Source organism: Neobacillus sp. PS2-9, assembly GCF_030915525.1.
Taxonomy (GTDB): domain Bacteria; phylum Bacillota; class Bacilli; order Bacillales; family Cytobacillaceae; genus Neobacillus.
Genome location: NZ_CP133269.1, coordinates 4,214,716 through 4,237,307, shown reverse-complemented (window position 1 = coordinate 4,237,307; position 22,592 = coordinate 4,214,716). Strand labels below are relative to the sequence as shown.

The following is a 22,592-nucleotide window of genomic DNA, read 5'->3' as shown; positions in this document are numbered from 1 at the left end:
TTAGTCTTCTGCGGGTTTTGTTTTTTTGATGTTCTCTTTCATTCTGTTATATGTTTCATGGGCAAAATCCTTAAATGGTGTGGGTGGAAGAGGTTCGAAATGATCCACTGCCTGTTTTGCGGCATGATGGGCTTCATCATTATGGCCTAATTCAAACAGGCAGAGGGCCTTGTAGCAATCCTTTACATATAGAAGTGATAAATCAAAAGGATGATGCACCCAAGAAGGAATGGTCATTTTTTCAAGAAACGGTATAGCTTCTAGAAACCGGCTAAGGCTATATAGGGCCTTTCCCTTTTCAAGAAGAAACCATACTTCATAAAAATCCGTTGTTTTTGGATTGGACAAGTAGTGGTCAATTATTTCAAGCGAATTATTATAGTCCTGTTTTTCCATTAGAGACATGACCCTGAACAAATCATAGAAAAGGATGGAGGGTGCATGATCTGCAAAGTCCCCATATTGTTTTAATTTCTTAAGATAATGCATCTTATTTTCTTCATCTTGAGTCATCATCGCATGGGCCACGGCAAGCCTGTACAAATCATCAATTCGATAAAAAATCCGATGCTCTTTTGAGAACTGAATGGCCTTTTCCATCACCTGCTTAGCGGCTGCAGAATCGCCAACTGCAAAGTAAAGAATGGCTTCTTGATAATCAAGGTCAGCACGAGTAATTGGGTCAACATACGCATGCGTTGCTTCGATTGCAGCACGTTCAGCTAAGAAAATCGTTAATGATTCGGTATACTCGTGTTTAACAAATTTCTCCGTCGAGTACAAAATCCCAATCCCTGCTCGTTTAGCAGTTAGATTCATCTCATCATACATTTTCGCTGCACGATTACAATAGATCTGCCAGTCATCTAGTTGTTCATGATAAAGGCAGCGGCCATAAAGGTCTAATAATCGAGCAGCTTCATACCCACCATTTAATTTATCCATATAAGGATCGAGCGAGCTAATAAGCTGTTTATATTTGTCGGGACATTGTTCAACCTGGGAATTGTATAATTTCTCTGCAGTTTCTAAAAGTCCTCGTAGCTCGTGTCCGCTGATTTCTTCTAACAGCTCAGTTACCTCCACACCTAAACGCTTAGCAATATATGTCAGACTTTCCATGGAAGGTTTAGCTTTGTTGTTCTCAATAAGGCTAAGCATTCCTTTGGTTAGTTCTTCCCCCGCCAGTCCTTCAAGTGTCATTTTTTTCATTTTCCGAATTTCGCGGATCCGTTCTCCTAACATGTATAAAACACACCCTATTTAGTTGGTAGTTTAATTATATTAAACTTTTTCTTGAAATGGAAGTATTTGGTGTGATATGATTTGTTTAATTAAATTAAACTTTTTTTGGAGTGTGAATCGTGTGAATGATGGCTTAAAGCTAAAAAAAGCAACCTATCATCTATGGACCTTCACAATAAGTAAACTTATTTCCTCCTTTGGTGCACAAGTATATTCTTTTGCTATAAGTTTTTATATTTTACAAGCAACTGGTTCGGCCACGAGTTTTGCTGCTAATCTTATCTGCAATATATTACCACGTACCCTCGCTGCCCCGTTCGCTGGATACCTTGCTGACCAATATTCAAGAAAAATAATTGTAGTTATATCACAAGTTGCAACAACCATTGCAGTTGGGGGATTACTGTTGGTTAGTTTCATCACCGACCTATCGTTAACGGCAATCTATATTACCTCCTGTATTTTATCCATCACTTCCATGTTTTCCGGGGTGACCTTTACTTCCTCCATATCTGGTCTTGTGGATGAAGCGAGAGTTCAAAGAGCAATGTCTTTAAACCAAATGTCCATTTCCTTTGCAGCCATTGCCAGCCCGGCAGTAGGCGGACTATTGTATGGTGCTGTATCGATGCAGACTTTTCTCATTATGTATATGATTGCTTCGTGTATTGCCGTTATACTTGAATCGACAATGGATTTTAAGCTGTTCGCTAACCGAAAGGAAAAGGAAATCCCGGGGCAGAAGGAATCCATGTGGGTGAGTATTAAGGCAGGAATTAGCTATTTAAAACTTCAGCCAATTTTGGTTACGATTGTCTGGATTTCTTTAATGATCAACTTCCTTTTTGGAGCATTTGAGGTGGGCTATTCGTTCATTCTTATTGAAAAAATGAAAATGGTTTCCCAGCGTTTTGGATTTACCCAAGGAGCATTTGCCGTTGGTATGCTGCTTCTATCCATTTATTTTTCTTTTAGAAAAGAAGTAAGGTACCCGCTGCTTGTTTCAAAGTGGGCCATTGTTGGTATGGGGGGTGTGATGGCGGCAGTTTCCTTTCCGTTATTAGTGGGCCTTTCGTCAACTTCCGTTTTTGGTTTTTACCTGGTCATCATGTTCTTCCTTGGAGCATTAATCATTATCGTCAATACACCGCTGCAGGTGATGCTGCAGAAAAAAATTGAAGATGATTTTAAAGGTCGTGTATTTTCTCTGCTTGAAACGATGGCGATGGCATTAATGCCATTAGGAATGGTATTGTACGGCTTTCTTTATGATATCTTTCCTGCACAATGGATCTTGCTTCTATCTGCTTTGTTATTCATTGGTGTGGTTTTGGTGCTTGCAAGACCATCTGTTATTAGGAAGGCACATCCGGAGATTGTTGAAACCAACTCCGAAAAGGGTCGAAAAGTTCCAACGACTGTCAGGATGTAATTGTACGGAATTTGTAATGATTCATCCTTCCGTTTAAAGAATCGTATGATATGGTGAAGGTAAGAAGTTTGCTTTAGTAAATCTAGAAAAGGGAGGTTTACTAACATGAAGGCAAGATTAATCGAGCCGAATAATGGTCCAGTTATTCAAAAGGAAAAAGAGATTGTTAAGGAGATGATTGAGCTTTATTGTAGAAAAAAGCATCATCGGGAGGCTTTATGTAAGGACTGTCAGGAACTAAAAAACTATGCCATGTTAAGACTCTCATTCTGCCGCTTTGGTGAAGATAAAACCGCCTGTTCTAACTGTAAAATACACTGTTATAAGTTAAGATACCGCGAAAAAATGAAGGCAGTCATGCGGTACTCGGGTAAGTGGATGATGCTTTACCATCCTATATATTCTGTGAAGCATCTATTGAATAAATAAAAAAGCGGCTGAGTGATCAGCCGCTTTCATTATTATTTAACGCCTTTCATGTACCCCTGAATTTTTGGAGATAACACTAAAAGGATGATACCAAGTAGGATAGATGCTCCACCGATGATTCCGAAGTAAGCCATTTCAGTATCTTCAGAGTAGAATTTAACCACTTGTGCATTGAGTGCTTGTGCAGCTGCACTAGATAAGAACCATAAGCTCATTGTTTGTGCAGAGAAAGCAGCAGGAGCTAGTTTAGTTGTAGCAGATAGTCCTACTGGTGAAAGCAATAATTCACCGATTACACAGATTAAATAACTAAGAACAAGCCATAATGGGTTTACTAAAGAATCTGTACCGCCAAGGTATGATGGTAATAGAATCACTAGGAACGAAACCCCAGAGAAAAGTAATGATAATGAGAATTTTTGCGGAATTGTTGGTTGACGGTCTCCCATTTTAACCCAAATCCAAGCAAATAAAGGTGCTAAAGTGATAATAAATAATGGGTTTAATGATTGGAACCATGCTGGTTTAATATCAATTCCTGCAAAATGTAATTGTGTACGTGTATCAGCATAGCTTGCAAGGATCGTAGAACCCTGCTCTTGAATTGCCCAGAACATTACAGATGCAATGAACAATGGAATATATGCAATAACTCGTGAACGTTCTACAGCCGTTGTTTTCGGGCTACGATACATAACAATGAAATACATTGTTGGAATTAACACACCAAGAATAGTAACTAAATTGATAAATCCTGCAAATGTTAGGATGCCTTTAGGAATTAAAATAGCAAAAATAACTGCAAGAACAACGACACCTAAACCAATATAAGTAAAAACTTTTTTCTTTTCAGATGGTGACAATGGATTTGAAACCATTGTTCCAGCAAGGCCGAGATTTTTTTTCTTAGTAACAGTAAACATGATAAGTCCAAAGAACATACCAACTGCAGCAATACTAAAACCTAAGTGGAAGTTGCCAACAGAACCGACGATTAATGGGGATAAGAAAGCACCCGCGTTGATACCCATGTAGAAAATGGTGAATCCTGCGTCACGACGTTGGTCTTTCTCACTGTACAATTCACCAACAACAGTTGAAACGTTTGGTTTTAATAATCCGGTACCAAGTACGATTAATACCATGGATACAAAGAACATGGAGACACTGCCAGGAATAGCAAGTGCAATATGACCAAACATGATTAATATTCCACCGTAGAATACTGCTTTTGAAGTACCAAATATGCGGTCAGCTAGCCATCCGCCAATAACACCAGACATGTAAACTAGTGATCCATAAATGGACATGATAGAAAGTGCGAGTGTTTTATCAATGCCCAATCCACCTTTGGAAACTGAATAATACATATAGAAAACAAGGATGGCCCTCATTCCATAGTAAGAGAAACGCTCCCAAAACTCCGTGAAGAAAAGGGTGAATAGACCTTTAGGATGTCCAACGAATCCAGTCTGAGGTACACTATCCACAATTTTCTGCCTATTTAAGTTTGACATGTTTTTACCTCCTTTATTATTATTTTATAATACTTTTTAGGGTTTTGAATTGTCAAAAACTTTTTTTGGAAATTAGAATGTATACGTTTTAAAAAGCTTGATAATACTGAATTACTGCAATTTTTAAGAATAAAAGAAAGTTTTTTTGAAATAGTATATAAATTTTGATTAGATATACTTTTCTAACTAATAGTTTCGCAGTAGCGTCCGATTTAGGAGGAAGTTGGTAATTCGTAAGGCTGGATAACAAAAAAAAGCCCCGGTTTAAAAACCGAGGATAATAAATGAAATCAATTTAATTTAGCAGTGTATTTCTTATAGAAGAATCTATACTTTTTTGGTTTTCAAATTTTAACCATTTTTCGTCAATAACGACATATTTGCACGAACTGCTGTGTAAATAACTATAAATAATTTGCGCTTCATCGATTTCGTCTTTAGTAATTTCAATGGATGAATGATTTGAAAGACTCTTAAAATACGTAAAAATATTCGCTTTAATCTTCTCAACCAACTGCTCTGAATTCTCTTCCTCTATTTGATATTTTTCTCTAAAAATAACATTATTTCCTTTGATCAGAAAGAGTTTTAAGGCGGCATCTTCTATATTTTCAATGAGAGCGATATTTTTATTCGCTTCTGTAAATTCAATCACTTTTTCTTTATAGATGAGTGATTGAATCGCATCTAGTGTATCTCGGTATTTTGCTGCTGTTTCAAAATCAAAATTGTTTGAGGCATCTATCATTTTTTGCTTCAATTTTTGAAGGACTTCGGTATTCGTCCCGTGAAGAAAATCCACCATTTTTTTCAACCGTTCATTATATTGTTTACGTGAATCTTCATTAAAACATATACCGATACAAAGACCTAAGGAGTAGTTCAAGCAGGGCGTGCCCTTGTTTGGATTGCAACAGTCTATTTTTAGAAATTCTTTCATTCCTTGGAGTGCTTTTTCAACTACATGTTTACTTGGATAGGGACCGAAATAAAGGCTGCCATCCTTCTCAATTGTGTTTGATAAATCAATAGTCCAATGGGTGTTTCTTTTGTGAAACCGAATATAAGTGTAGGAAGTGGGATTTTTCATTTTTTTATTAAATATGGGCTTGATTTCTTTAATCAGTTTACATTCCAAAATAAATGCTTCGAATTCAGTATCGGTCAGGATCAAATGAAAATCATTGATGTTAGCCTTCAACTTCTTTATTTTCTGAGAGTGTGCCTTATTGTTTTGAAAGTATGATCTTACTCGATTCTTAAGGTTTTTGGCTTTCCCCACATAAATGACCCTATCAGAGGAATCCTTCATTAGATAAACCCCAGGGGAGGAGGGGAGATCCTTTACCTTTTTTTTAAGCACCACAGGAATCGCCTCTTTGAAAGACTTTTCTCTCATTCTACCATACAAATAAGTGGGGATCAGTAACCAGTCGGGCGACTAGTATCCGTGAAAGAACAAAAAAGGGTGTCATAGTTAATGCGGATATCGTTTATAGAGAATGATCAGCAGGGCAAGCATCACAATATCTAACCGTGCATGAAATGCAAATGTTAAAAAGCCAGTGTGCAAGAGTGGAAATTTAGTTAATAATAGTGCAGCAATCATGATTGCTATTAAGGGGATTACGGCATGGTTAACTGCCTTATTTACCAATAGTAATACTCCGCACCCAATCTCAAGTAGGATAACGACTTTTAACAGGATGTGTGAATATGGTAAACCTAAGTTAAGAAACCCATTGGCTAGTTCAGTGTTAACTAATTTCATAACTCCTGAGATTATAAATACATATGCAACAGAATAGCGGATTAGCTTCATCGTTGATAAAGAAGTGTTCATGTCCATCCTCCTTTACTAAAACTGTATGATTAAAGGAGGACAAACATCACAAAAGAATCAGATAAGTCGCGAAAAAAGGTCCCTTTGAGGGTAACAGGTTCAGATACCTGTCACATTTTATAAAGATGCATTTAAAAATGTCCTTATATTTGTTATACATTTTGTCCTGCAAAATGCAGGGCTTTTTGTTTTGGAAGAACATTACAAAGTGCCATTTAGGCCAAAGATCAGTTAAAACTGAATGTTGATTTCACTGTGTTTGAAAAATAAACGGATAAATTCCGCTTAAATTGGGAAATACACATATTTCCTTAAAAATAAGGGGAGATTTTCCGCTTATATTATCTAAATCTCATAATTTTGTCTTATTTTGAGCATTTAACCGGAATATTTCCGCTTATTTCTGCTCCTTAAGCTTTCTCTTTAGTCATTAGCCGGAAATTCTCCGCCTATGAATTCTCATACCTACGCTATAATGAATAATAAATAACAACAGAGCCAAGGCCATAGAAAACGTGAATTTGCAAAAAAATAACACCGCATTTTGCAGTCCAATTTGCAAGGTTACAGAAATCTCTGTAACCTTGCAAATTGGACTAGTTTCACGCCTATTTTAATAATTTTTCGCGTTATATCAATAAAAAATGACCATCAAATTCACATACAAATTGATGGTCGCTTTTATATACATTTTGGATTTTTGTGACAGGTAACGGAACCCGTTACTTTGTGGGACCTTTTTTTGTGGGGAATTAATCTACTATTGAAATTACCGGTGGTTTATCCAAGAATCTCATCAGATTTAATACGTCACCTTGAACTTCCTTTCCTTCAGGGGATGCTAATGCTTGACTTAATTCTACGGGATTATCAAAATGTAGCTCAGCAAAAAGGTATAAAGGTTCTGTCGTGTTTTGAAATTGTAAGACACGATGAACTTCAGCACCTTTAAGATGTGGAAGTTTCTGTACTAGTGGAATATGTACATTGTAATAATATTGTTCAAATCCTTCCTGATCCTTAGGTTGATTATAAATAACGTAAAGTTTAGCCATCTAATCGCTCCTTTTATTATGGGGATTTTTACCTAACTCTATTATAAAAGGAGAAAAGAACTATTATTATCAAAACTAGTCGACAACTTTTTTGGTGTAACATTCCCTAGTCAGTGTGTGCCCGAAGTGGTAGATGAAAAGGGAAGAGGGTAACGTAGAAGCGGTCTATGTTACCGAAGCGGTAGGTGAAAAAGGGAATGGGTAACGTAGAAGCCGTCTATGTTACCGAAGCGGTCTATGTTACCGAAGCGGTAGATGAAAAAGGGAACGGGTAACGTAGAAGCCGTCTATGTTACCGAAGCGGTAGATGAAAAAGGGAATGGGTGACGTAGAAGCTTCTATGTTACCGAAGCGGTAGATGAAAAAGGGAATGGGTGACGTAGAAGAGGTCTATGTTACCGAAGCGGTTGATGAAACGAAGAATGGGTAACGTAGAAGAGGTCTATGTTACCGAAGTGGTAGATGAAAAGGGAATGGGTAACGTAGAAGCGGTCTATGTTACCGAAGCGGTAGATGAAAAGGGAATGGGTAACGTAGAAGCGGTCTATGTTACCGAAGTGGTAGATGAAACGAAGAACGGGTAACGTAGAAGCGGTCTATGTTACCGAAGTGGTAGATGAAACGAAGAACGGGTAACGTAGAAGCGGTCTATGTGCCTGAAGTGGTAGATGAAAAGGGAAGAGGGTAACATAGAGGCCGTCTAAGTGCCCGAGATGATACAGGTAAAGAGGAACGGGTAGCATAGTGGAGCTTGATTAGTGTAGAACCCATACAAAAAAATAGGCAAACTAGTGATTGACATTAACGCAGCGTAAAGGTGTATCGTTTAGTTATAGGAGGTGAACGAATGGAGTATACAGTGCAAAAGCTGGCACAATTGGCGGGTGTCAGCACCAGAACCCTTCGGTACTATGATGAAATTGGAATTCTTAAGCCGGCAAGAATAAATTCATCAGGTTATCGAATTTACGGCCAAGCAGAAGTGGACCGCCTGCAGCAAATCATGTTTTATCGAGAACTAGACATCAACTTAGAAAGCATAAAGGATATCATAACTGCCCCTGATTTTGATGGTGCCGCTGTACTTAGAGAACATCGTAAAAAACTCCTTGAGAGAAAAGAACAATTAGATCGCTTAATTGCCAATGTAGATAAAACAATTGCATTAACAGAAGGGAGAAGAATAGAGATGTCTAATAAAGAAAAATTCGAAGGCTTTAAGAAAAAAATGATCGACGACAACGAGAAAAAGTACGGAAAGGAAATCCGTTCAAAGTACGGAAATGACACGGTTGACCAATCCAATGCGAAACTTCAGAACATGACGGAAGAACAATATGACCATGCTACAAAGTTAGCAGAAGAAGTGACAATAACCTTAGCAGAGGCGTTCAAAACAGGAGATCCCGCAGGTGAACTCGCACAAAAAGCGGCCGACCTTCACAAGCAGTGGTTAGGTTATTATTGGAATAAATATAGCAAGGAGGCGCATGCCGGCCTCGCCCAAATGTACGTAGATGATGAGCGATTTACCGCATATTATGATAAAGAACAGCCTGGTACGGCAGAATTTTTAAGAGATGCCATTCACATCTACACAGGTTTGAAAAAATAAGATAACTAAGACCCTGATACTAGGCTAGCCGCCAGTACAGGGTTTTTTTATGGGAATGTTGAGAATGTTATTTCGTAAAAATGTCATTGTCCTTAGCGAGTGGGAACGTTTATAATTAAATTGAATTTTTAGAATAATTTAACAAAAAGGAGTGAATTAACTATGAACATCGCTTCTCAAGGCACTGAGAAAAGAGGAGAAAATACCTATACATTTGATGCATTTGTTGAAAAGCGCGACAACCTGGATTGGTATCAAGATGAGCCATTTTTACAAAAAGCAGTGAAACATTTTACTGGGAGTCGGTATGAACAAATTCATAAAAAAATTACGGAATTTTCACCTACAGTATCTAATGAATGGAATCGTCTAGCTGAACGAACGGCTAGACCAGAGGTACGTCCATATATGCTCCACTTTGATGCATTTAACCATCGAATTGACCGGGTTGTCCGTCCGATGGAAGTTCACAAACTTGAACAAGGTGTTTTCGGTGAAGGGTTATTTTCTAGTCAAATGGAGCCGTGGGAGAGCTTTGTGAAGAGAATGTTAATTCACCAATTAGGAGAGGCAGGAGTAACTTGTCCAATGACCTGTACGCATGGACTCATTGCCCTCCTTGATCAATTTCCAAATGAAGAATATCCCGAACTTCAAGATATATTACAGCATTCAAAAGAAGGAATAAGTGGAGAGTTTGCTATTGGGGCACAATTTATGTCAGAGATTCAAGGTGGTTCTGACTTACCAGCTAATCTTCTTGAGGCGGTTCCGGAGGGAAAGAATTTCCGCTTATATGGAAATAAATTCTTCTGTTCGGTAGCCCATGCTGATTATTCTGTGGTAACAGCAAAAGTAACGGGTACTAATAAAGTTTCGACCTTTATTGTCCCGTCCTGGCTACCGGGGGACAAAGAAAAGGAGAAGAGAAATGGCTATCAAATTAATCGAATAAAATGGAAAATGGGAACGTCTGAAGTACCAACAGGTGAAATTCAATACAATGGTGCACTGGCCTATCCAATCGGTCCTTTAGATAAAGGAGTGGCAGTGGCGGTAGGAATCGTACTTACCCTGTCCCGTTTGGAAATCGGGATTGCCTGTGCTGGGTTTATGCTTCGTGCTTCTAGAGAAGCAAAGTTATATAGTGATTTTAGAACGGTTTTTGGAAAAAAAGTGAAAGATTATCCGCTGGCTGCGAGCAAATTAAAACGGATTGAAAATGCTGCCGAGCGTACCACAGCGGGGGCATTTAAAGTATATGATTTGTTCTTGAAGCTAGAGCAGCCACTGAACCCAGGAATAAAATCGAACCATCCGTTGGAAGTCCAAAAACAGTTATTCAATCTACGGGAACTGATTTTATTGCAAAAAATGTGTGTGACTAATGAAGGAGCCGAAGTATTACGAGAGGCCATTTCCGTTTTCGCTGGGCATGGAGTAATGGAGGAGTTCTCCTCGCTACCACGCATTTTCCGAGATGTAGTAGTCAATGAGCAATGGGAAGGTCCGCGTAATTTATTGTTAACACAAGTATACCGTGATCTTCAGAGAGTATCAGAGTGGTATGCTCCCGCTGAATTTGTGGAAAGTGTATTGGAAGGGGCATCTATAGAAACGATTAAACAGTTCACGGAACAATTAGAAGATTTACTGCAAAGGCCTGTGTTAGGAGAGGTAAGCGAAGCGTCAATCGAAGCAGCTGAAGAATGGGATTCATATTGTGATTCCCTCTTCAAAACCTATCAAAGAATAGCATTAACAGAACTGAATTAATAGTTTTTGGTGCCTGACCCCCGGTGCGTTAATACGTTAGCGTGCCGCGGTGTTAGGCACTTTTTTAAATTTTTTTTACTTAATTGACAAATTTCGATGGTAACTCTAAAGTAATATATGTCATAATAATTTTAATATTTTATAAATTTTAATATTTCAGAAGAATGTTTAGATTTACGAAATAAATAGTTAAAGTAGGTGTAAATGTGGACAAAGATCCTATTCTTCGCATAAAGGATTTAAAGGTGTCTTTTCAATCAGGGAAGAAGCTTGTCCCAGCTGTGGATGGTATTAGTTTTGATTTAAGGGACGGAGAAATCCTTGGAATCGTAGGGGAATCAGGAAGTGGGAAAAGTGTAACGTCCTTAGCTACGATGGGCCTAATTCCTTCTCCTCCAGGAAAGATCGAGAATGGAGAAATCATTTTTGAAGGAAGAGATCTGAAAAACATTTCGGAAAAAGAGTGGCGGAAGATCCGCGGAAATCAAATATCAATGATTTTCCAAGAACCCATGACCTCATTAAATCCCTTATTTACAATAGGGAATCAACTAATGGAAGCCATCAAATTACATACTGACCTAACAAAGGTCCAAATTAAGCAGCGTTGTATCGAACTACTAAAATTAGTCGGAATCCCACGGGCAGAAGGAATTCTTAAAGAATATCCACACCAGTTATCAGGAGGAATGAGGCAAAGGGTTATGATTGCCATGGCTATGGCCTGTAATCCAAAGGTGCTCATTGCGGACGAGCCCACCACTGCTCTTGATGTAACTATTCAAGCGCAGATTCTCGCATTAATGAAGGATTTAAACCAAAAGACGAATACCTCTATCATATTAATTACTCATGATTTAGGTGTGGTAGCGGAAATCTGTGAACGAGTCATTGTTATGTATTCCGGTCAAATCGTTGAACAAGGTGATGTACGAACGATACTCAAAAATCCTCAGCATCCTTACACCATTGGATTGCTAAAATCGGTTCCAGACTTAAGAGGGAAAAAGGAGCGGCTCTACAGTATTCCCGGAACAGTTCCTACACCAGGGTCTATTCACATGGGATGCCGATTTGCCGCAAGATGTTCTGAGGTATTATCACAATGCTATGAAGAAACGCCACAATTATATAAAACGGAAAAAGACGGACATGAAGTACGCTGTTTCCTACATACATTGAAGGGGAGTGACAAACATGTCGGAGTTACTTCTTGAGGTAAACGGACTGAAAAAATACTTTCCAATTACAGGTGGCCTTTTGGGAAGGAAGCAAGGAGAAGTCAAAGCGGTTGATGATGTTTCTTTTTATGTGAAAAAAGGAGAGACCTTAGGAATCGTAGGGGAAAGTGGTTGCGGAAAATCAACGACGGGCCGACTACTCATGCGCTTAATCGAAGCAAGTGACGGGAAAATCGTTTTTGAAGATAAAGAGATTACCAGCTTGTCAAAGTCTGAGTTAAGAAAAACACGAAGAGATATCCAAATGGTGTTCCAGGATCCCTATGCCTCATTAAACCCAAGGCATTCAATCGAGCAAATCCTTGAGGAGCCTTTGATTGTTCATGGAATAGGGACAAAAGAGGAACGAAAGAAGCATGTAAGAGAGATGCTCGAGGTGGTGGGCTTAAGCAGCTACCATGCGAAAAGATATCCGCATCAATTTAGCGGCGGGCAGCGTCAGCGAATTGGAATTGCCAAGGCGTTAATGACAAAACCAAAGTTAATTATTGCGGATGAACCTGTATCTGCACTTGATGTATCGATTCAGGCTCAAGTTCTCAACCTGATGAAGGAAATCCAAAAGGAATTTCAACTTACCTACATATTTATCGCACATGATCTTGGGGTGGTTCGTCATATTAGTGATCGTGTGGGTGTTATGTATTTAGGAAGATTAATAGAGTTAGCAGAGAGTGAGGAGCTTTACGAGAATCCCAAGCATCCATACACAAAAGCACTTCTTTCTGCAGTACCGATACCAGATCCTGATGTTAAGAAGAAAACGATTTTAATTGAAGGGGAGTTGCCTAGTCCAGCTAATCCTCCTTCAGGCTGTGCATTCCATACAAGATGCAAGGAATGTATGGACATTTGCAAAACTACTAGACCGCAGGAAAGCAATCTCAATGGTCATTTTGTAGCCTGTCACTTATATAACCAGTGATTGGCAGCATTGATGATATAAAAACAAAGCATATAGGGGGTAAAAACACTTATGAAGAAAAAAACGTTTAAGCTGCTGCTAGTTTCGTTATTAGCCATCAGCATGTTCTTAGTTGGCTGCAGCAGCAAAAGCAATAACGACGCTAAAGGTGGTAAAGAAACAGGCAACAATAGTGCTTCTGGAAAGGATACATTAATCTATGCCCGCGGTGTAGACTCTGTATCACTTGACCCAATCACAACGACTGAAGGCGATACCTTTAAAGTTACTGAAAACATCTATGACACTTTGCTAGATTACGGTGATACAGATACAACCCTTAAGCCGAAGCTTGCAAAAAGCTGGGAAGTTACTCCTGATGGCTTGACCTATACCTTTAAGCTCCAAGAAGGTGTAAAGTTCCATGACGGTACCGATTTTAATGCGGATGCAGTGGTGTTCAACTTTAACCGTTGGATGAATGGGGATGAAGATAAATTCCCTTATTACACGATGTTTGGCGGCTATGTGAAAGATGAAGGCCATGTTATTAAAGAGGTTAAAGCACTTGATGCTAATACAGTTCAATTTGTGCTAAAGCGCCCTATGGCTCCATTCTTAAAGAACTTGGCGATGTCACCATTTGCTATTGCCAGCCCAGCAGCTGTTGAGAAATATGGTGATGATTACAGAAGTCATCCAGTTGGTACAGGTCCATTCAAATTTGTTGAGTGGAAGCAAAACGACCGAATCACCCTAGAAAAGAACCCTGATTACTGGGTAAAAGGTCTTCCAAAACTAAACAAAGTGATTTTCCGTGTAATCCCTGAAAACACAGCACGTCTTAACGCGCTTGTGAACGGTGAGATTGACATTATGGATGGTCTTAACGATTCCGATGCTAAAGCAGTTACTAGCAACGATAAGCTGAAAATCTATGAGCGCCCATCCATGAACGTTGCGTATTTAAGCTTTACGCTTACTCGTAAGCCATTTGACAATAAGCTTGTTCGTCAAGCTTTAAACTACGCAATTGATAAAAAGGCGATTATTGATGCATTCTACGGTGGTAATGCAATTCCTGCTAAGAATCCAATGCCTCCTTCCATTGAAGGTTACAATGATTCAATTGAAGAATATAAGTATGATCCAGAGAAAGCAAAAGAATTATTAAAAGAAGCAGGATATCCGAACGGCTTCGAAATGGAATTATGGGCAATGAATATCGCTCGTCTATACATGGCTGAACCACCAAAAGTAGCTGAAGTCATTCAAGACAATCTAAGCAAAGTGGGCATTAAAGTGAAGCTTAACACTTTAGAGTGGGCTACTTATTTAGATAAAGCTGCAAAAGGCGACTTCGATGCCTTCCTGATGGGTTGGACAGGTGACAATGGTGACCCTGATAACTTCTTATACACATTGTTAGATAAGGATGCCATTGGTGCAAACAACTATTCAAGATATAGCAGTGATCCGTTACATGATCTTTTAATTCAAGCTCAACAAGGAACAGATCAAGAAAAACGTAACGAGCTTTACAAGAAAGCACAAGAGATTATCCATGAGGATGCTCCATGGGTACCATTACTTCACTCTAAGCCATTGTCTGCAGCAAGTAAGGATGTAGTTGGTTATATTCCACATCCAACTGGTTCTGAATCCCTTGATAAGGTTGAATTTAAGAAATAGGCAGCAATGAAGGAGGGGAGGGAGTGATCCCTCCCCTTTTGTTAAAAAAGTAGTCTTTATGTTCATCTTTATGAAAGAAGGTGAGAGCGTGTTAACTTACACAGTTCGCCGTATTTTTTCCTTAATTCCCGTCTTATTTGGGATGACTTTGATTGTTTTTTCTGTTATACACGCTATTCCTGGAGACCCTGCCCGTATCATTCTTGGACAAAGGGCAACACCAGAAGCCCTTGCGGCACTTACAGAACAACTGGGGTTAAATCGTCCGTGGTACATACAATATTTTGAATATCTTAAAACCCTCATTCACGGTGATTTAGGGATTTCTCTTCGTTCGAGAGGACCTATTAATGCCGAGATTTGGCCGTATTTAGCGGCAACGGTTGAACTTACGATTGTAGCAATGCTGATTGCGGTTGTAGTTGGAGTAAATGCTGGTATTATTAGTGCCTGGTTCTCCAAATCATGGTTTGATTATGGTGCAATGGTACTAGCATTAATCGGTGTATCCATGCCGATCTTTTGGCTTGGTTTAATGCTTCAGTGGGCCTTTGCTATTGACTTAGGCTGGCTTCCAACGACAGGAAGAGAGGATGCCAGGGACCCTATTTCAGCGATCACCAACATTTATTTACTGGATACACTTTTGCAGGGAAGATTTGATCAATTCATTGTCGTTCTTAAGCATATTATTTTACCGGCTTCTGCTCTTGCTACGATTCCAATGGCAATTATAGCAAGGATGACCCGCGCAACGATGCTAGAGGTGATGAAATCCGATTATATCCGGACTGCAAGAGCAAAGGGATTAAGAATGTTTTGGGTAGTTTATAAGCACTCTTTAAAAAATGCAGTCATTCCAGTGTTGACGATCATCGGCTTACAAACGGGGCTACTTTTGGGAGGAGCAATTCTAACGGAGACCATCTTCGGGTGGCCGGGAATAGGCAGGTATTTATACGATGCTATTGCTTATCGTGATTATCCTGTTATCCAGTCAGGGATTTTAATTATTGCAGCAATCTTTGTACTCATTAATTTAATCGTGGATCTTTTGTATGTATTGGTGGATCCAAGGATTAAATACACGAAATAGGAGGGATGAGTAGTGGCAGAACTTGCAAAAAGCACAGCAGATTTATCTGTGAAAGCTGTTGAAGAAAAGCTGACACCTCCGTGGAAGGAAGCTTTGCAATCCTTTGCTAAAAATAAATTAGCGGTTGCTGGCTTAGGAATTGTTGTCTTCTTTATTATTATTGCTATTTTAGCTCCTGTCATTTCACCATATAGTTACAAGGAGCAGGTGCTGTCCGACCGAATGCTGGCACCTTCTAGTGAACATTGGTTTGGTACAGACGATTTTGGACGAGATATTTTTTCGCGAATCGTGTATGGTGCTAGGATATCCTTATGGGTAGGGACATTCTCTGTCATAGGATCCGTTGTTTTTGGAACAATCCTAGGAATCGTAGCAGGTTATTATGGTCGTTGGGTGGACGGTATTATCTCCCGTATTTTTGATATTATGCTTGCCTTTCCTAGTATTCTATTAGCTATCGCAGTTGTTGCAATTCTTGGACCATCCTTAAAAAATGCTTTAATTGCGATTGCGGTTATTAATATTCCGAACTTTGGTCGTCTGGTTCGCTCAAAGGTACTTAGTGTTAAGCAGGAAGAATATATTATGGCAGCCCGTGCAGTTGGAATGAGAGATACACGAATTCTCTTCCGTCATATTTTGCCAAATAGTATTTCTCCTGTAATCGTACAAGCGACTCTTGCCATCGCTACTGCCATTATTGAGGCTGCAGCTCTTGGCTTCCTTGGAATGGGGGCACAGGCTCCAACACCTGAGTGGGGTAAAATGCTGGCCGATTCGAAAAATTATATCACGCAGGCTCCATGGACTTTATTCTTTCCGGGTGTTGCCATTATGCTTACCGTCCTAGGATTTAACCTAATGGGCGATGGGCTCCGTGATATCCTTGATCCTAAGATGAAAAATTAAGTGGTGCCTTCCGCACCACTTTTTATTTTGGACTCACTATTAGTTTCATAATTTTCGATTAACCCTTATAATTATCTAAATAGTTTGTTCATTATGGGGGATTGAAGGATTTTGAAAAATAGCGACAGAAGTATAGTGTTTATCGGGTTTATGGGTGTTGGTAAGACAACAGTTGGAAAGCTCGTTGCCAAAAAGCTTAATCGTTCTTTTATCGATATAGATGAAGAAATTGAAAAGGAATATCAAATGCCTGTCTCACAAATTTTCAAACAAATTGGTGAGAAGGCTTTTAGACAAAGAGAGAAAGGTTTGATTTCGAATCTAGCTGAACAAGAGCAGAAGATTATTTCTGTTGGCGGGGGTGCTTTTTTACAGGAAGAAATCAGACAAGTATGCTTAACCTCATGCATTGTCATTTATCTCAATATATCGTTGGAAAACTGGAAAAATAGATTGGATTTGATTATTGAGAGCCGGCCTGTGTTACAAGGTAAATCAAAAGAGGAAATGGAAGATTTATTTTATACAAGACAAGCAATCTATTCACAGCATCATTTAAAAATAGAAACAGATAACAAAGCTCCGGGTGAAATTGCAGACGAAATAGCCGATACACTAGTAACGAACTTCGGTGTAAAGAAAAGGTGAAGAAGATGACACGAAAAACTATTACCGTTAAAGGGATTACGATTGGAGAAGGCCAGCCTAAAATATGCGTTTCAATGATAGGGAGTTCAGTGGCACAGTTATTGGAGGAAGCCAAGCATATTAAAATTCTCGGAGCGGACGTGGTGGAATGGCGTGTTGACTTTTTTGAACAGGTCGAAGAAATGGATGCAGTGAAAGAGGCATTAAGGGAAATTCGTGCGGTTTTAACAGAGATTCCCTTGATTTTCACATTTAGAAGTGCAAAAGAGGGTGGCGAAAAGGAAGTCAGCCCGGCTTACTATTTTGAATTAAACAAAAGCATTGTGCTAACTGGATTAGTAGATTTGATTGATATTGAGTTATTTAATGAAGAAAATGATGTTAAAGCCGTAATTGAAGCGGCGCATGCACACGAGGTTTTCGTTATTCTTTCAAACCATGATTTTCATAAGACACCACCGAGAGAAGAAATTATTTCTCGTATGTGTAAAGCGCAGGAATTGGGCGGAGATATCCCTAAAATTGCAGTTATGCCTACCAGTTCAACCGATGTGCTGACACTCTTAGAGGCCACTAATACAATGAATGAACAATTCGCTGATCGACCATTTATCACGATGTCAATGGCAGGCAAGGGGCTCATCAGTCGATTGGCAGGTGAAGTATTTGGTTCAGCCCTAACGTTTGGTGCGGCGAAAAAGGCTTCTGCTCCAGGACAGGTGCCCGTTAAGGAATTACGTTACGTTTTAAACTTATTGCATGAGAATCTGAAACAATAAATCAAAATCGAGCATCAAATCTTAACGATTTGTATGCTCATTTTTTTCTAATATCATGGTCTCAATTATTACAATTTATATTTTTGAACAGTATAATCAAGAATAGGAGTTGAGACCAAATGAATAAAAAAGATATCGCTAATATCCGCAAGCAATTTAAACTAGACAATTACAACCTACAAATTCGAGAAATCTTTAATGTGTATGTCCAAAAGGAATCGGGCGAGATTTATCATCAAGTAAGTCAGCCTTTTCCAATGTTAGAACAGGAAACACAGGAATTATTTTTAGCCAACTTTAAAAAAGTGTTAACAGGACAACTTGATGCTAAACTGTTTGAACTGAAATTCATGCGGGATGTGGAAGACAGCACCCAAATGTTCCTTTACGAAGGATTACAACAAGAAACAACGGAAGACTGGAAAGAATACATGTTGGAAATTGTCGTGAAAATGTTTGCTAAAACGGTTTATGAATTTGATACCGTGGTAACGTTTATTCGGGGAGAATATCGAAAGCCGACCCGAAAACGCAATGCGGAATCTGAAGAAGGCGGGGATGACCAGGTCTATTCCAACGGGTTTATTCTATGCAGTCTCAATAAAACGGATGTGCCGAAAAAAGCCCTGATGTTTGATTATATTGAGAAGGAATACAAATCCTACAACGTCTTTGATCCCATTATTAATTTAGATTCTCCCTTATCAGGCTTCCTTTTCCCTGCCTTAAACGATAATGCAGCGGATGTAAACCGTATTCTCTACTGTGCAGGGAAAGCAAATCAACCGGATTTTAAATTTATGGAAGAAGTGCTTAATTGTGAAGAGATTATAACTGCCCAGGAAGATAAGGACTGCTTCGATTTCATCTTAAAAGAAGTGATAGGGGACGAAGTGGATTCCCGCGTGATTTCCAATGTGTATGAGGAAATCGATAAGCTGGTTCAGGAGAATCAAGAGAATGAAGAAAGTGAAATACCTACGTTGGATTCTCGGGATATTGAACGTATTTTAACGGTAAGCGGGGTTGAAAATGTAGAGACGGCCAAAGTGGAACATGCCCTTAAGGCAATCGTTGATGATGAAAAACACGAATTTAAGGCCAGCAACTTAGTTCCGAAAACCATCAAAATCGAGACCAAGGTTGCCAATCTTTCGATCAACCCAAAAGATCTAAAATATGTAAAATACATTACGTTCCAAGGTAAACGATGCTTATTGTTGGAAATAGATGAAGACGTGGTCGTGGAGGGTTTCCGACTTGAAGAATCAGAGACATACTAATGTGTTCTAGGCTCTACAGGGAATGATCGGTCGACCAGATGTTGTTTAAAGCAGGATGCTTCCTGCTTTTTTTTTGTGAGCTTATCGGGTTGGGAATTTGTTTCCAGCTTTTGTAGAATTATTCTATTAATTTGTAGAGTAAATTGAAATTTTGTAGAATTGTCTCTTTATATTGTAGAATAACTCTAGGAATGGGCCCTTTTGAAGTGAAATTGGGAGTGATTTACCAATCTATGTAGAATCCAATCTCGATTTTGTAGAATTAATTAAAATTTTGTAGAATTCCTCCCCAATTTTGTAGAATTCCTTCCTCATTGTATAGAACTTTCTTCTAAATTTTGTTATAAAACAAAAAATGCATAAAACCTTCCGTATATTCTCTCTATTTTTTCCGGAACTACGCTTTCCCAAACGAAAGGATGGAGTGAACATGGCACTTTATTATTTGGACGGTGATTATTGAATTATTTACTATACAAAGATGACTAATCGAGTTAAAATAACAGTAAACATATAATTCCAATAAGAAAGGTTGGTATTAAAATGTCAGAAGCTATTCGTTCAATTCCTCGTCCACTTGTAAAGACGAATCAAGTGGTGATTGTTATAAGTGTATTGTTAACATGGTTCTCTGGTTTGGAGTGGTTTTTATTGATACCGTTACTCTCTGGGCTAAGTGGACTTTTTTTAGACTTTAATCCGATTATGCGGCTAGGAAAACTATTTTTAAAGAAGGATCCAAATGCGTATATTCCCGAAGATTGGGGACAGCAGCAATTTAATCAAACGATTGCTGTGATTTGCCTCGGTATCGGATTTATCAGCTTTTTACTAGGGTGGAATGTCCTCGGATATATTTTCACCATCATGGTGGCATTAGCAGCATTTGTGGCCATTCTCGGTTTTTGTGTCGGCTGTTTCATCCACTTCCAATGGAATCAATATAAATATAGACGAACTCTTCAACAATAAAAAGTCATATTTTTTCTAATCGAAGCTCTTGCTACTAGCAAGGGCTTTTTTTAAAGGTTAGAAAAATTTTTCACAGCTTTAATCCCTAATATTGTGGTATTTTATGTCCCAATTCAATGGAAAGAAGCCCGACCGGAAAATAGAGGAAGTTTCTAATGCCCGTGGCAAGAGAAAAAGTGCGTGACCGGTAAATAGGAGGGTTTCAAATGCCCGTGGCAAGAGAAAAAGTGCATGACCGGTAAATAGGAGAGGTTTCTAATGCCCGTGACAAAAGAAAAAGTGCGTGACCGGTAAATAGGGAAGTTTCTAATGCCCGTGGCAAGAGAAAAAGTGCGTGACCGGTAAATAGAAGAAGTTTCTAATGCCCGAGCAAAGAGAAAAAGTGCGTGACCGGTAAATAGGGGAAGTTTCTAATGCCCGGGTAAAGAGAAAAACCAGCGATCGGTAAATAGGAGAGGTTTCTAATGCCCGCGACAAGAGAAAAAGCCAGCGACCGGTAAATAGGAGAGGTTTCTAATGCCCGTGACAATAGAAAAAGTGCGTGACCGGTAAATAGGGGAAGTTTCTAATGCCCGCGACAAGAGAAAAAGCCAGTTACCGGTAAATAGGAGAGGTTTCTAATGCCCGCGACAAGAGAAAAAGCCAGCGACCGGTAAATAGGAGAGGTTTCTAATGCCCGTGACAATAGAAAAAGTGCGTGACCGGTAAATAGAAGAAATTTCTAATGCCCAAGTTAAAAGAAAAAGTGAGCATCAGTATATAGAAGAATTTCTAATGTACATGGCAAGGTTGCCTGGCTACTAAAGGATAAGGACTTTTGTACGCTTAAGTGCGACTAGGTCTTTCTGCGCTCCGCTAAATCGACCAGTCTTCTTGATTGGGGATGATCAAGACACTTGCGCTTTTCCTTATGAATATGCATGGAATCTGTATAATCTTACAAACATTCATGTAAGCGTTTTCAAAATAATATATAATAATTTTCAGTTAAAAGCGAAAATTAGGTAATTTTTATATTGAATAATTATATATGTGTATGTATAATAATTCATTATGTAAGCAACATGGGAGTTGAAGAAATGAAAGCAGCAATCATTGGTGGAACAGGGTATGGGTCTGTAGAACTTATTCGCTTGATTCAGAAGCACCCATATTTGGAGGTGGGTTCAGTAGTATCCAACTCTAAAGCGGGCTATAGCTTTAGTGAAACATATCCTCATCTTTCTGAGATAATGGATCAACCATTAGAGACATTTGATGCAAAAAGATTATCTGAAACGAACGATATTACTTTCCTTGCTACTCCATCTGGTGTCAGCAGTAAGCTTGTTCCGCAGCTGCTAGAGCACGGTATGAAATGTATTGACCTCTCAGGTGACTTTCGATTACGGTCAGGCGCAGAATACGAAACCTGGTACAATCACACACCTGCAGATGAGCAGTATTTAGAGAAAGCAATTTATGGTTTAAGTGAGATTTATAGCGAAAAAATTAAGACTGCTAATTTAATAGCCAATCCAGGCTGTTATCCTACCGCATCCAGTTTGGGCCTACTCCCAATCTTAAAATCGCAGCTAGCTGATAAAAATTCAATCATCATTGACGCGAAATCAGGCGTGTCAGGTGCAGGAAGGGGACTTTCATTAACCGCACACTACGCCGAAATCAATGAAAATTTTAAAGCTTATAAACTTGGAAAACATCAACACATTCCAGAAATTGAGCAAGTCCTTACAGATGAGAGTGGAGATTCCATCACGGTTTCTTTTACTACCCACCTTGTCCCAATGACACGAGGAATCATGTGTACGATGTATGTGAATCTAAAAGAAAAGATTTCAACAAAAAAAGTTATCGATTTATATAAACAATTTTATCAAGACTCTCATTTTATAAGGGTACGGCCTGAGGGAACGATCCCTTCTACAAAAGAAGTATCCGGGTCAAACTATTGTGATATTGGACTACATGTCGATGAACGAACCAACCGCTTAACGATTATCTCTGTTATCGATAATTTAGTTAAAGGAGCGGCCGGGCAGGCAATCCAAAATGTAAACCTGATGAATGGCTGGGATGAACAAACGGGGCTAACCGATATACCAATGTATCCATAGGGAAATTCGACCCATAGGGGATTTGAAGGGGGAAAT

General features: G+C 39.0%; 20 protein-coding genes. 15 read left to right on the top strand and 5 right to left on the bottom strand.

Annotated elements, in window-relative coordinates; all coding sequences use genetic code 11:
• Positions 1-1,245 carry a helix-turn-helix domain-containing protein gene (locus RCG25_RS21245; protein WP_308080804.1) on the bottom strand — a complete coding sequence of 415 codons (1,245 nt, stop codon included), beginning with the start codon at positions 1,243-1,245 and terminating at the stop codon, positions 1-3.
• Between the two features lie 121 nt (positions 1,246-1,366).
• On the opposite strand from RCG25_RS21245, the gene RCG25_RS21240 reads away from it, so the two are divergent.
• A complete protein-coding gene (locus RCG25_RS21240) occupies positions 1,367-2,677 on the top strand; it encodes an MFS transporter (protein WP_308080803.1) in 1,311 nt (436 codons plus the stop codon).
• Positions 2,678-2,782: 105 nt separating this feature from the next.
• Positions 2,783-3,106 (top strand): nitrous oxide-stimulated promoter family protein, encoded by a 324-nt coding sequence (locus RCG25_RS21235; RefSeq protein WP_308080802.1) that lies wholly within the window; start codon positions 2,783-2,785, stop codon positions 3,104-3,106.
• A gap of 32 nt (positions 3,107-3,138) precedes the next feature.
• Here RCG25_RS21235 and RCG25_RS21230 read toward each other — a convergent pair whose 3' ends face one another.
• The 4 genes from RCG25_RS21230 to RCG25_RS21215 form a co-directional block, all read right to left on the bottom strand.
• Positions 3,139-4,623 carry a peptide MFS transporter gene (locus tag RCG25_RS21230; protein WP_308080801.1) on the bottom strand — a complete coding sequence of 495 codons (1,485 nt, stop codon included), beginning with the start codon at positions 4,621-4,623 and terminating at the stop codon, positions 3,139-3,141.
• Positions 4,624-4,918: 295 nt separating this feature from the next.
• Entirely contained in the window at positions 4,919-5,989 is a 1,071-nt protein-coding gene (locus RCG25_RS21225) for a UvrB/UvrC motif-containing protein (protein ID WP_308080800.1), read from the bottom strand.
• A gap of 111 nt (positions 5,990-6,100) precedes the next feature.
• Positions 6,101-6,466 (bottom strand): DoxX family protein, encoded by a 366-nt coding sequence (locus tag RCG25_RS21220; RefSeq protein ID WP_308080799.1) that lies wholly within the window; start codon positions 6,464-6,466, stop codon positions 6,101-6,103.
• A gap of 752 nt (positions 6,467-7,218) precedes the next feature.
• Positions 7,219-7,521, bottom strand: a complete 303-nt coding sequence (locus RCG25_RS21215) for an EthD family reductase (protein WP_308080798.1) — start codon at positions 7,519-7,521, stop codon at positions 7,219-7,221.
• Between the two features lie 392 nt (positions 7,522-7,913).
• Between RCG25_RS21215 and RCG25_RS21210 the strand changes: the two genes are divergently transcribed.
• From RCG25_RS21210 to argC, 13 genes are all read left to right on the top strand, one after another.
• A complete protein-coding gene (locus tag RCG25_RS21210) occupies positions 7,914-8,105 on the top strand; it encodes a hypothetical protein (protein WP_308080797.1) in 192 nt (63 codons plus the stop codon).
• 263 nt (positions 8,106-8,368) lie between these two features.
• Positions 8,369-9,136, top strand: coding sequence for a MerR family transcriptional regulator (locus RCG25_RS21205; protein WP_308080796.1), 768 nt, complete (start codon positions 8,369-8,371; stop codon positions 9,134-9,136).
• Between the two features lie 162 nt (positions 9,137-9,298).
• Positions 9,299-10,912, top strand: coding sequence for an acyl-CoA dehydrogenase family protein (locus tag RCG25_RS21200; RefSeq protein WP_308080795.1), 1,614 nt, complete (start codon positions 9,299-9,301; stop codon positions 10,910-10,912).
• A 206-nt stretch (positions 10,913-11,118) separates the two neighbouring features.
• Entirely contained in the window at positions 11,119-12,129 is a 1,011-nt protein-coding gene (locus RCG25_RS21195) for an ABC transporter ATP-binding protein (protein WP_308080794.1), read from the top strand.
• Positions 12,110-13,078 (top strand): ABC transporter ATP-binding protein, encoded by a 969-nt coding sequence (locus RCG25_RS21190; RefSeq protein WP_308080793.1) that lies wholly within the window; start codon positions 12,110-12,112, stop codon positions 13,076-13,078. Before RCG25_RS21195 ends, RCG25_RS21190 begins: the two co-directional genes overlap by 20 nt.
• 51 nt (positions 13,079-13,129) lie before the next feature.
• Positions 13,130-14,749, top strand: a complete 1,620-nt coding sequence (locus RCG25_RS21185) for an ABC transporter substrate-binding protein (protein ID WP_308080792.1) — start codon at positions 13,130-13,132, stop codon at positions 14,747-14,749.
• An 88-nt stretch (positions 14,750-14,837) separates the two neighbouring features.
• The gene (locus tag RCG25_RS21180) at positions 14,838-15,845 is read left to right on the top strand and encodes an ABC transporter permease (RefSeq protein WP_308080791.1); all 1,008 of its coding nucleotides are present in this window, start codon (positions 14,838-14,840) and stop codon (positions 15,843-15,845) included.
• 12 nt (positions 15,846-15,857) lie between these two features.
• Positions 15,858-16,757, top strand: coding sequence for a nickel transporter permease (gene nikC / locus RCG25_RS21175; protein ID WP_308080790.1), 900 nt, complete (start codon positions 15,858-15,860; stop codon positions 16,755-16,757).
• A gap of 111 nt (positions 16,758-16,868) precedes the next feature.
• Positions 16,869-17,405 (top strand): shikimate kinase, encoded by a 537-nt coding sequence (locus RCG25_RS21170; protein ID WP_374121011.1) that lies wholly within the window; start codon positions 16,869-16,871, stop codon positions 17,403-17,405.
• A 5-nt stretch (positions 17,406-17,410) separates the two neighbouring features.
• Complete coding sequence (gene aroD, locus RCG25_RS21165; RefSeq protein ID WP_308080789.1) at positions 17,411-18,184, top strand: type I 3-dehydroquinate dehydratase; 774 nt, start codon at positions 17,411-17,413, stop codon at positions 18,182-18,184.
• Between the two features lie 119 nt (positions 18,185-18,303).
• Entirely contained in the window at positions 18,304-19,467 is a 1,164-nt protein-coding gene (locus tag RCG25_RS21160; protein ID WP_308080788.1) for a DUF4317 domain-containing protein, read from the top strand.
• 543 nt (positions 19,468-20,010) lie between these two features.
• Positions 20,011-20,439, top strand: a complete 429-nt coding sequence (locus tag RCG25_RS21155) for a DUF4395 domain-containing protein (RefSeq protein ID WP_308080787.1) — start codon at positions 20,011-20,013, stop codon at positions 20,437-20,439.
• 1,079 nt (positions 20,440-21,518) lie between these two features.
• A complete protein-coding gene (gene argC / locus RCG25_RS21150) occupies positions 21,519-22,556 on the top strand; it encodes an N-acetyl-gamma-glutamyl-phosphate reductase (protein ID WP_308080786.1) in 1,038 nt (345 codons plus the stop codon).
• Positions 22,557-22,592 lie beyond the last annotated feature (36 nt).

What these genes read in the sequence shown, in the direction of transcription:
- RCG25_RS21245 (WP_308080804.1), bottom strand. Translation starts at nt 1,245, where the DNA reads ATGTTAGGAGAACGGATCCGCGAAATTCGGAAAATGAAAAAAATGACA.
- RCG25_RS21235 (WP_308080802.1), top strand. Translation starts at nt 2,783, where the DNA reads ATGAAGGCAAGATTAATCGAGCCGAATAATGGTCCAGTTATTCAAAAG.
- RCG25_RS21230 (WP_308080801.1), bottom strand. Translation starts at nt 4,623, where the DNA reads ATGTCAAACTTAAATAGGCAGAAAATTGTGGATAGTGTACCTCAGACT.
- RCG25_RS21220 (WP_308080799.1), bottom strand. Translation starts at nt 6,466, where the DNA reads ATGAACACTTCTTTATCAACGATGAAGCTAATCCGCTATTCTGTTGCA.
- RCG25_RS21215 (WP_308080798.1), bottom strand. Translation starts at nt 7,521, where the DNA reads ATGGCTAAACTTTACGTTATTTATAATCAACCTAAGGATCAGGAAGGA.
- RCG25_RS21210 (WP_308080797.1), top strand. Translation starts at nt 7,914, where the DNA reads ATGTTACCGAAGCGGTTGATGAAACGAAGAATGGGTAACGTAGAAGAG.
- RCG25_RS21205 (WP_308080796.1), top strand. Translation starts at nt 8,369, where the DNA reads ATGGAGTATACAGTGCAAAAGCTGGCACAATTGGCGGGTGTCAGCACC.
- RCG25_RS21200 (WP_308080795.1), top strand. Translation starts at nt 9,299, where the DNA reads ATGAACATCGCTTCTCAAGGCACTGAGAAAAGAGGAGAAAATACCTAT.
- RCG25_RS21190 (WP_308080793.1), top strand. Translation starts at nt 12,110, where the DNA reads ATGTCGGAGTTACTTCTTGAGGTAAACGGACTGAAAAAATACTTTCCA.
- RCG25_RS21185 (WP_308080792.1), top strand. Translation starts at nt 13,130, where the DNA reads ATGAAGAAAAAAACGTTTAAGCTGCTGCTAGTTTCGTTATTAGCCATC.
- aroD (WP_308080789.1), top strand. Translation starts at nt 17,411, where the DNA reads ATGACACGAAAAACTATTACCGTTAAAGGGATTACGATTGGAGAAGGC.
- RCG25_RS21160 (WP_308080788.1), top strand. Translation starts at nt 18,304, where the DNA reads ATGAATAAAAAAGATATCGCTAATATCCGCAAGCAATTTAAACTAGAC.
- RCG25_RS21155 (WP_308080787.1), top strand. Translation starts at nt 20,011, where the DNA reads ATGTCAGAAGCTATTCGTTCAATTCCTCGTCCACTTGTAAAGACGAAT.
- argC (WP_308080786.1), top strand. Translation starts at nt 21,519, where the DNA reads ATGAAAGCAGCAATCATTGGTGGAACAGGGTATGGGTCTGTAGAACTT.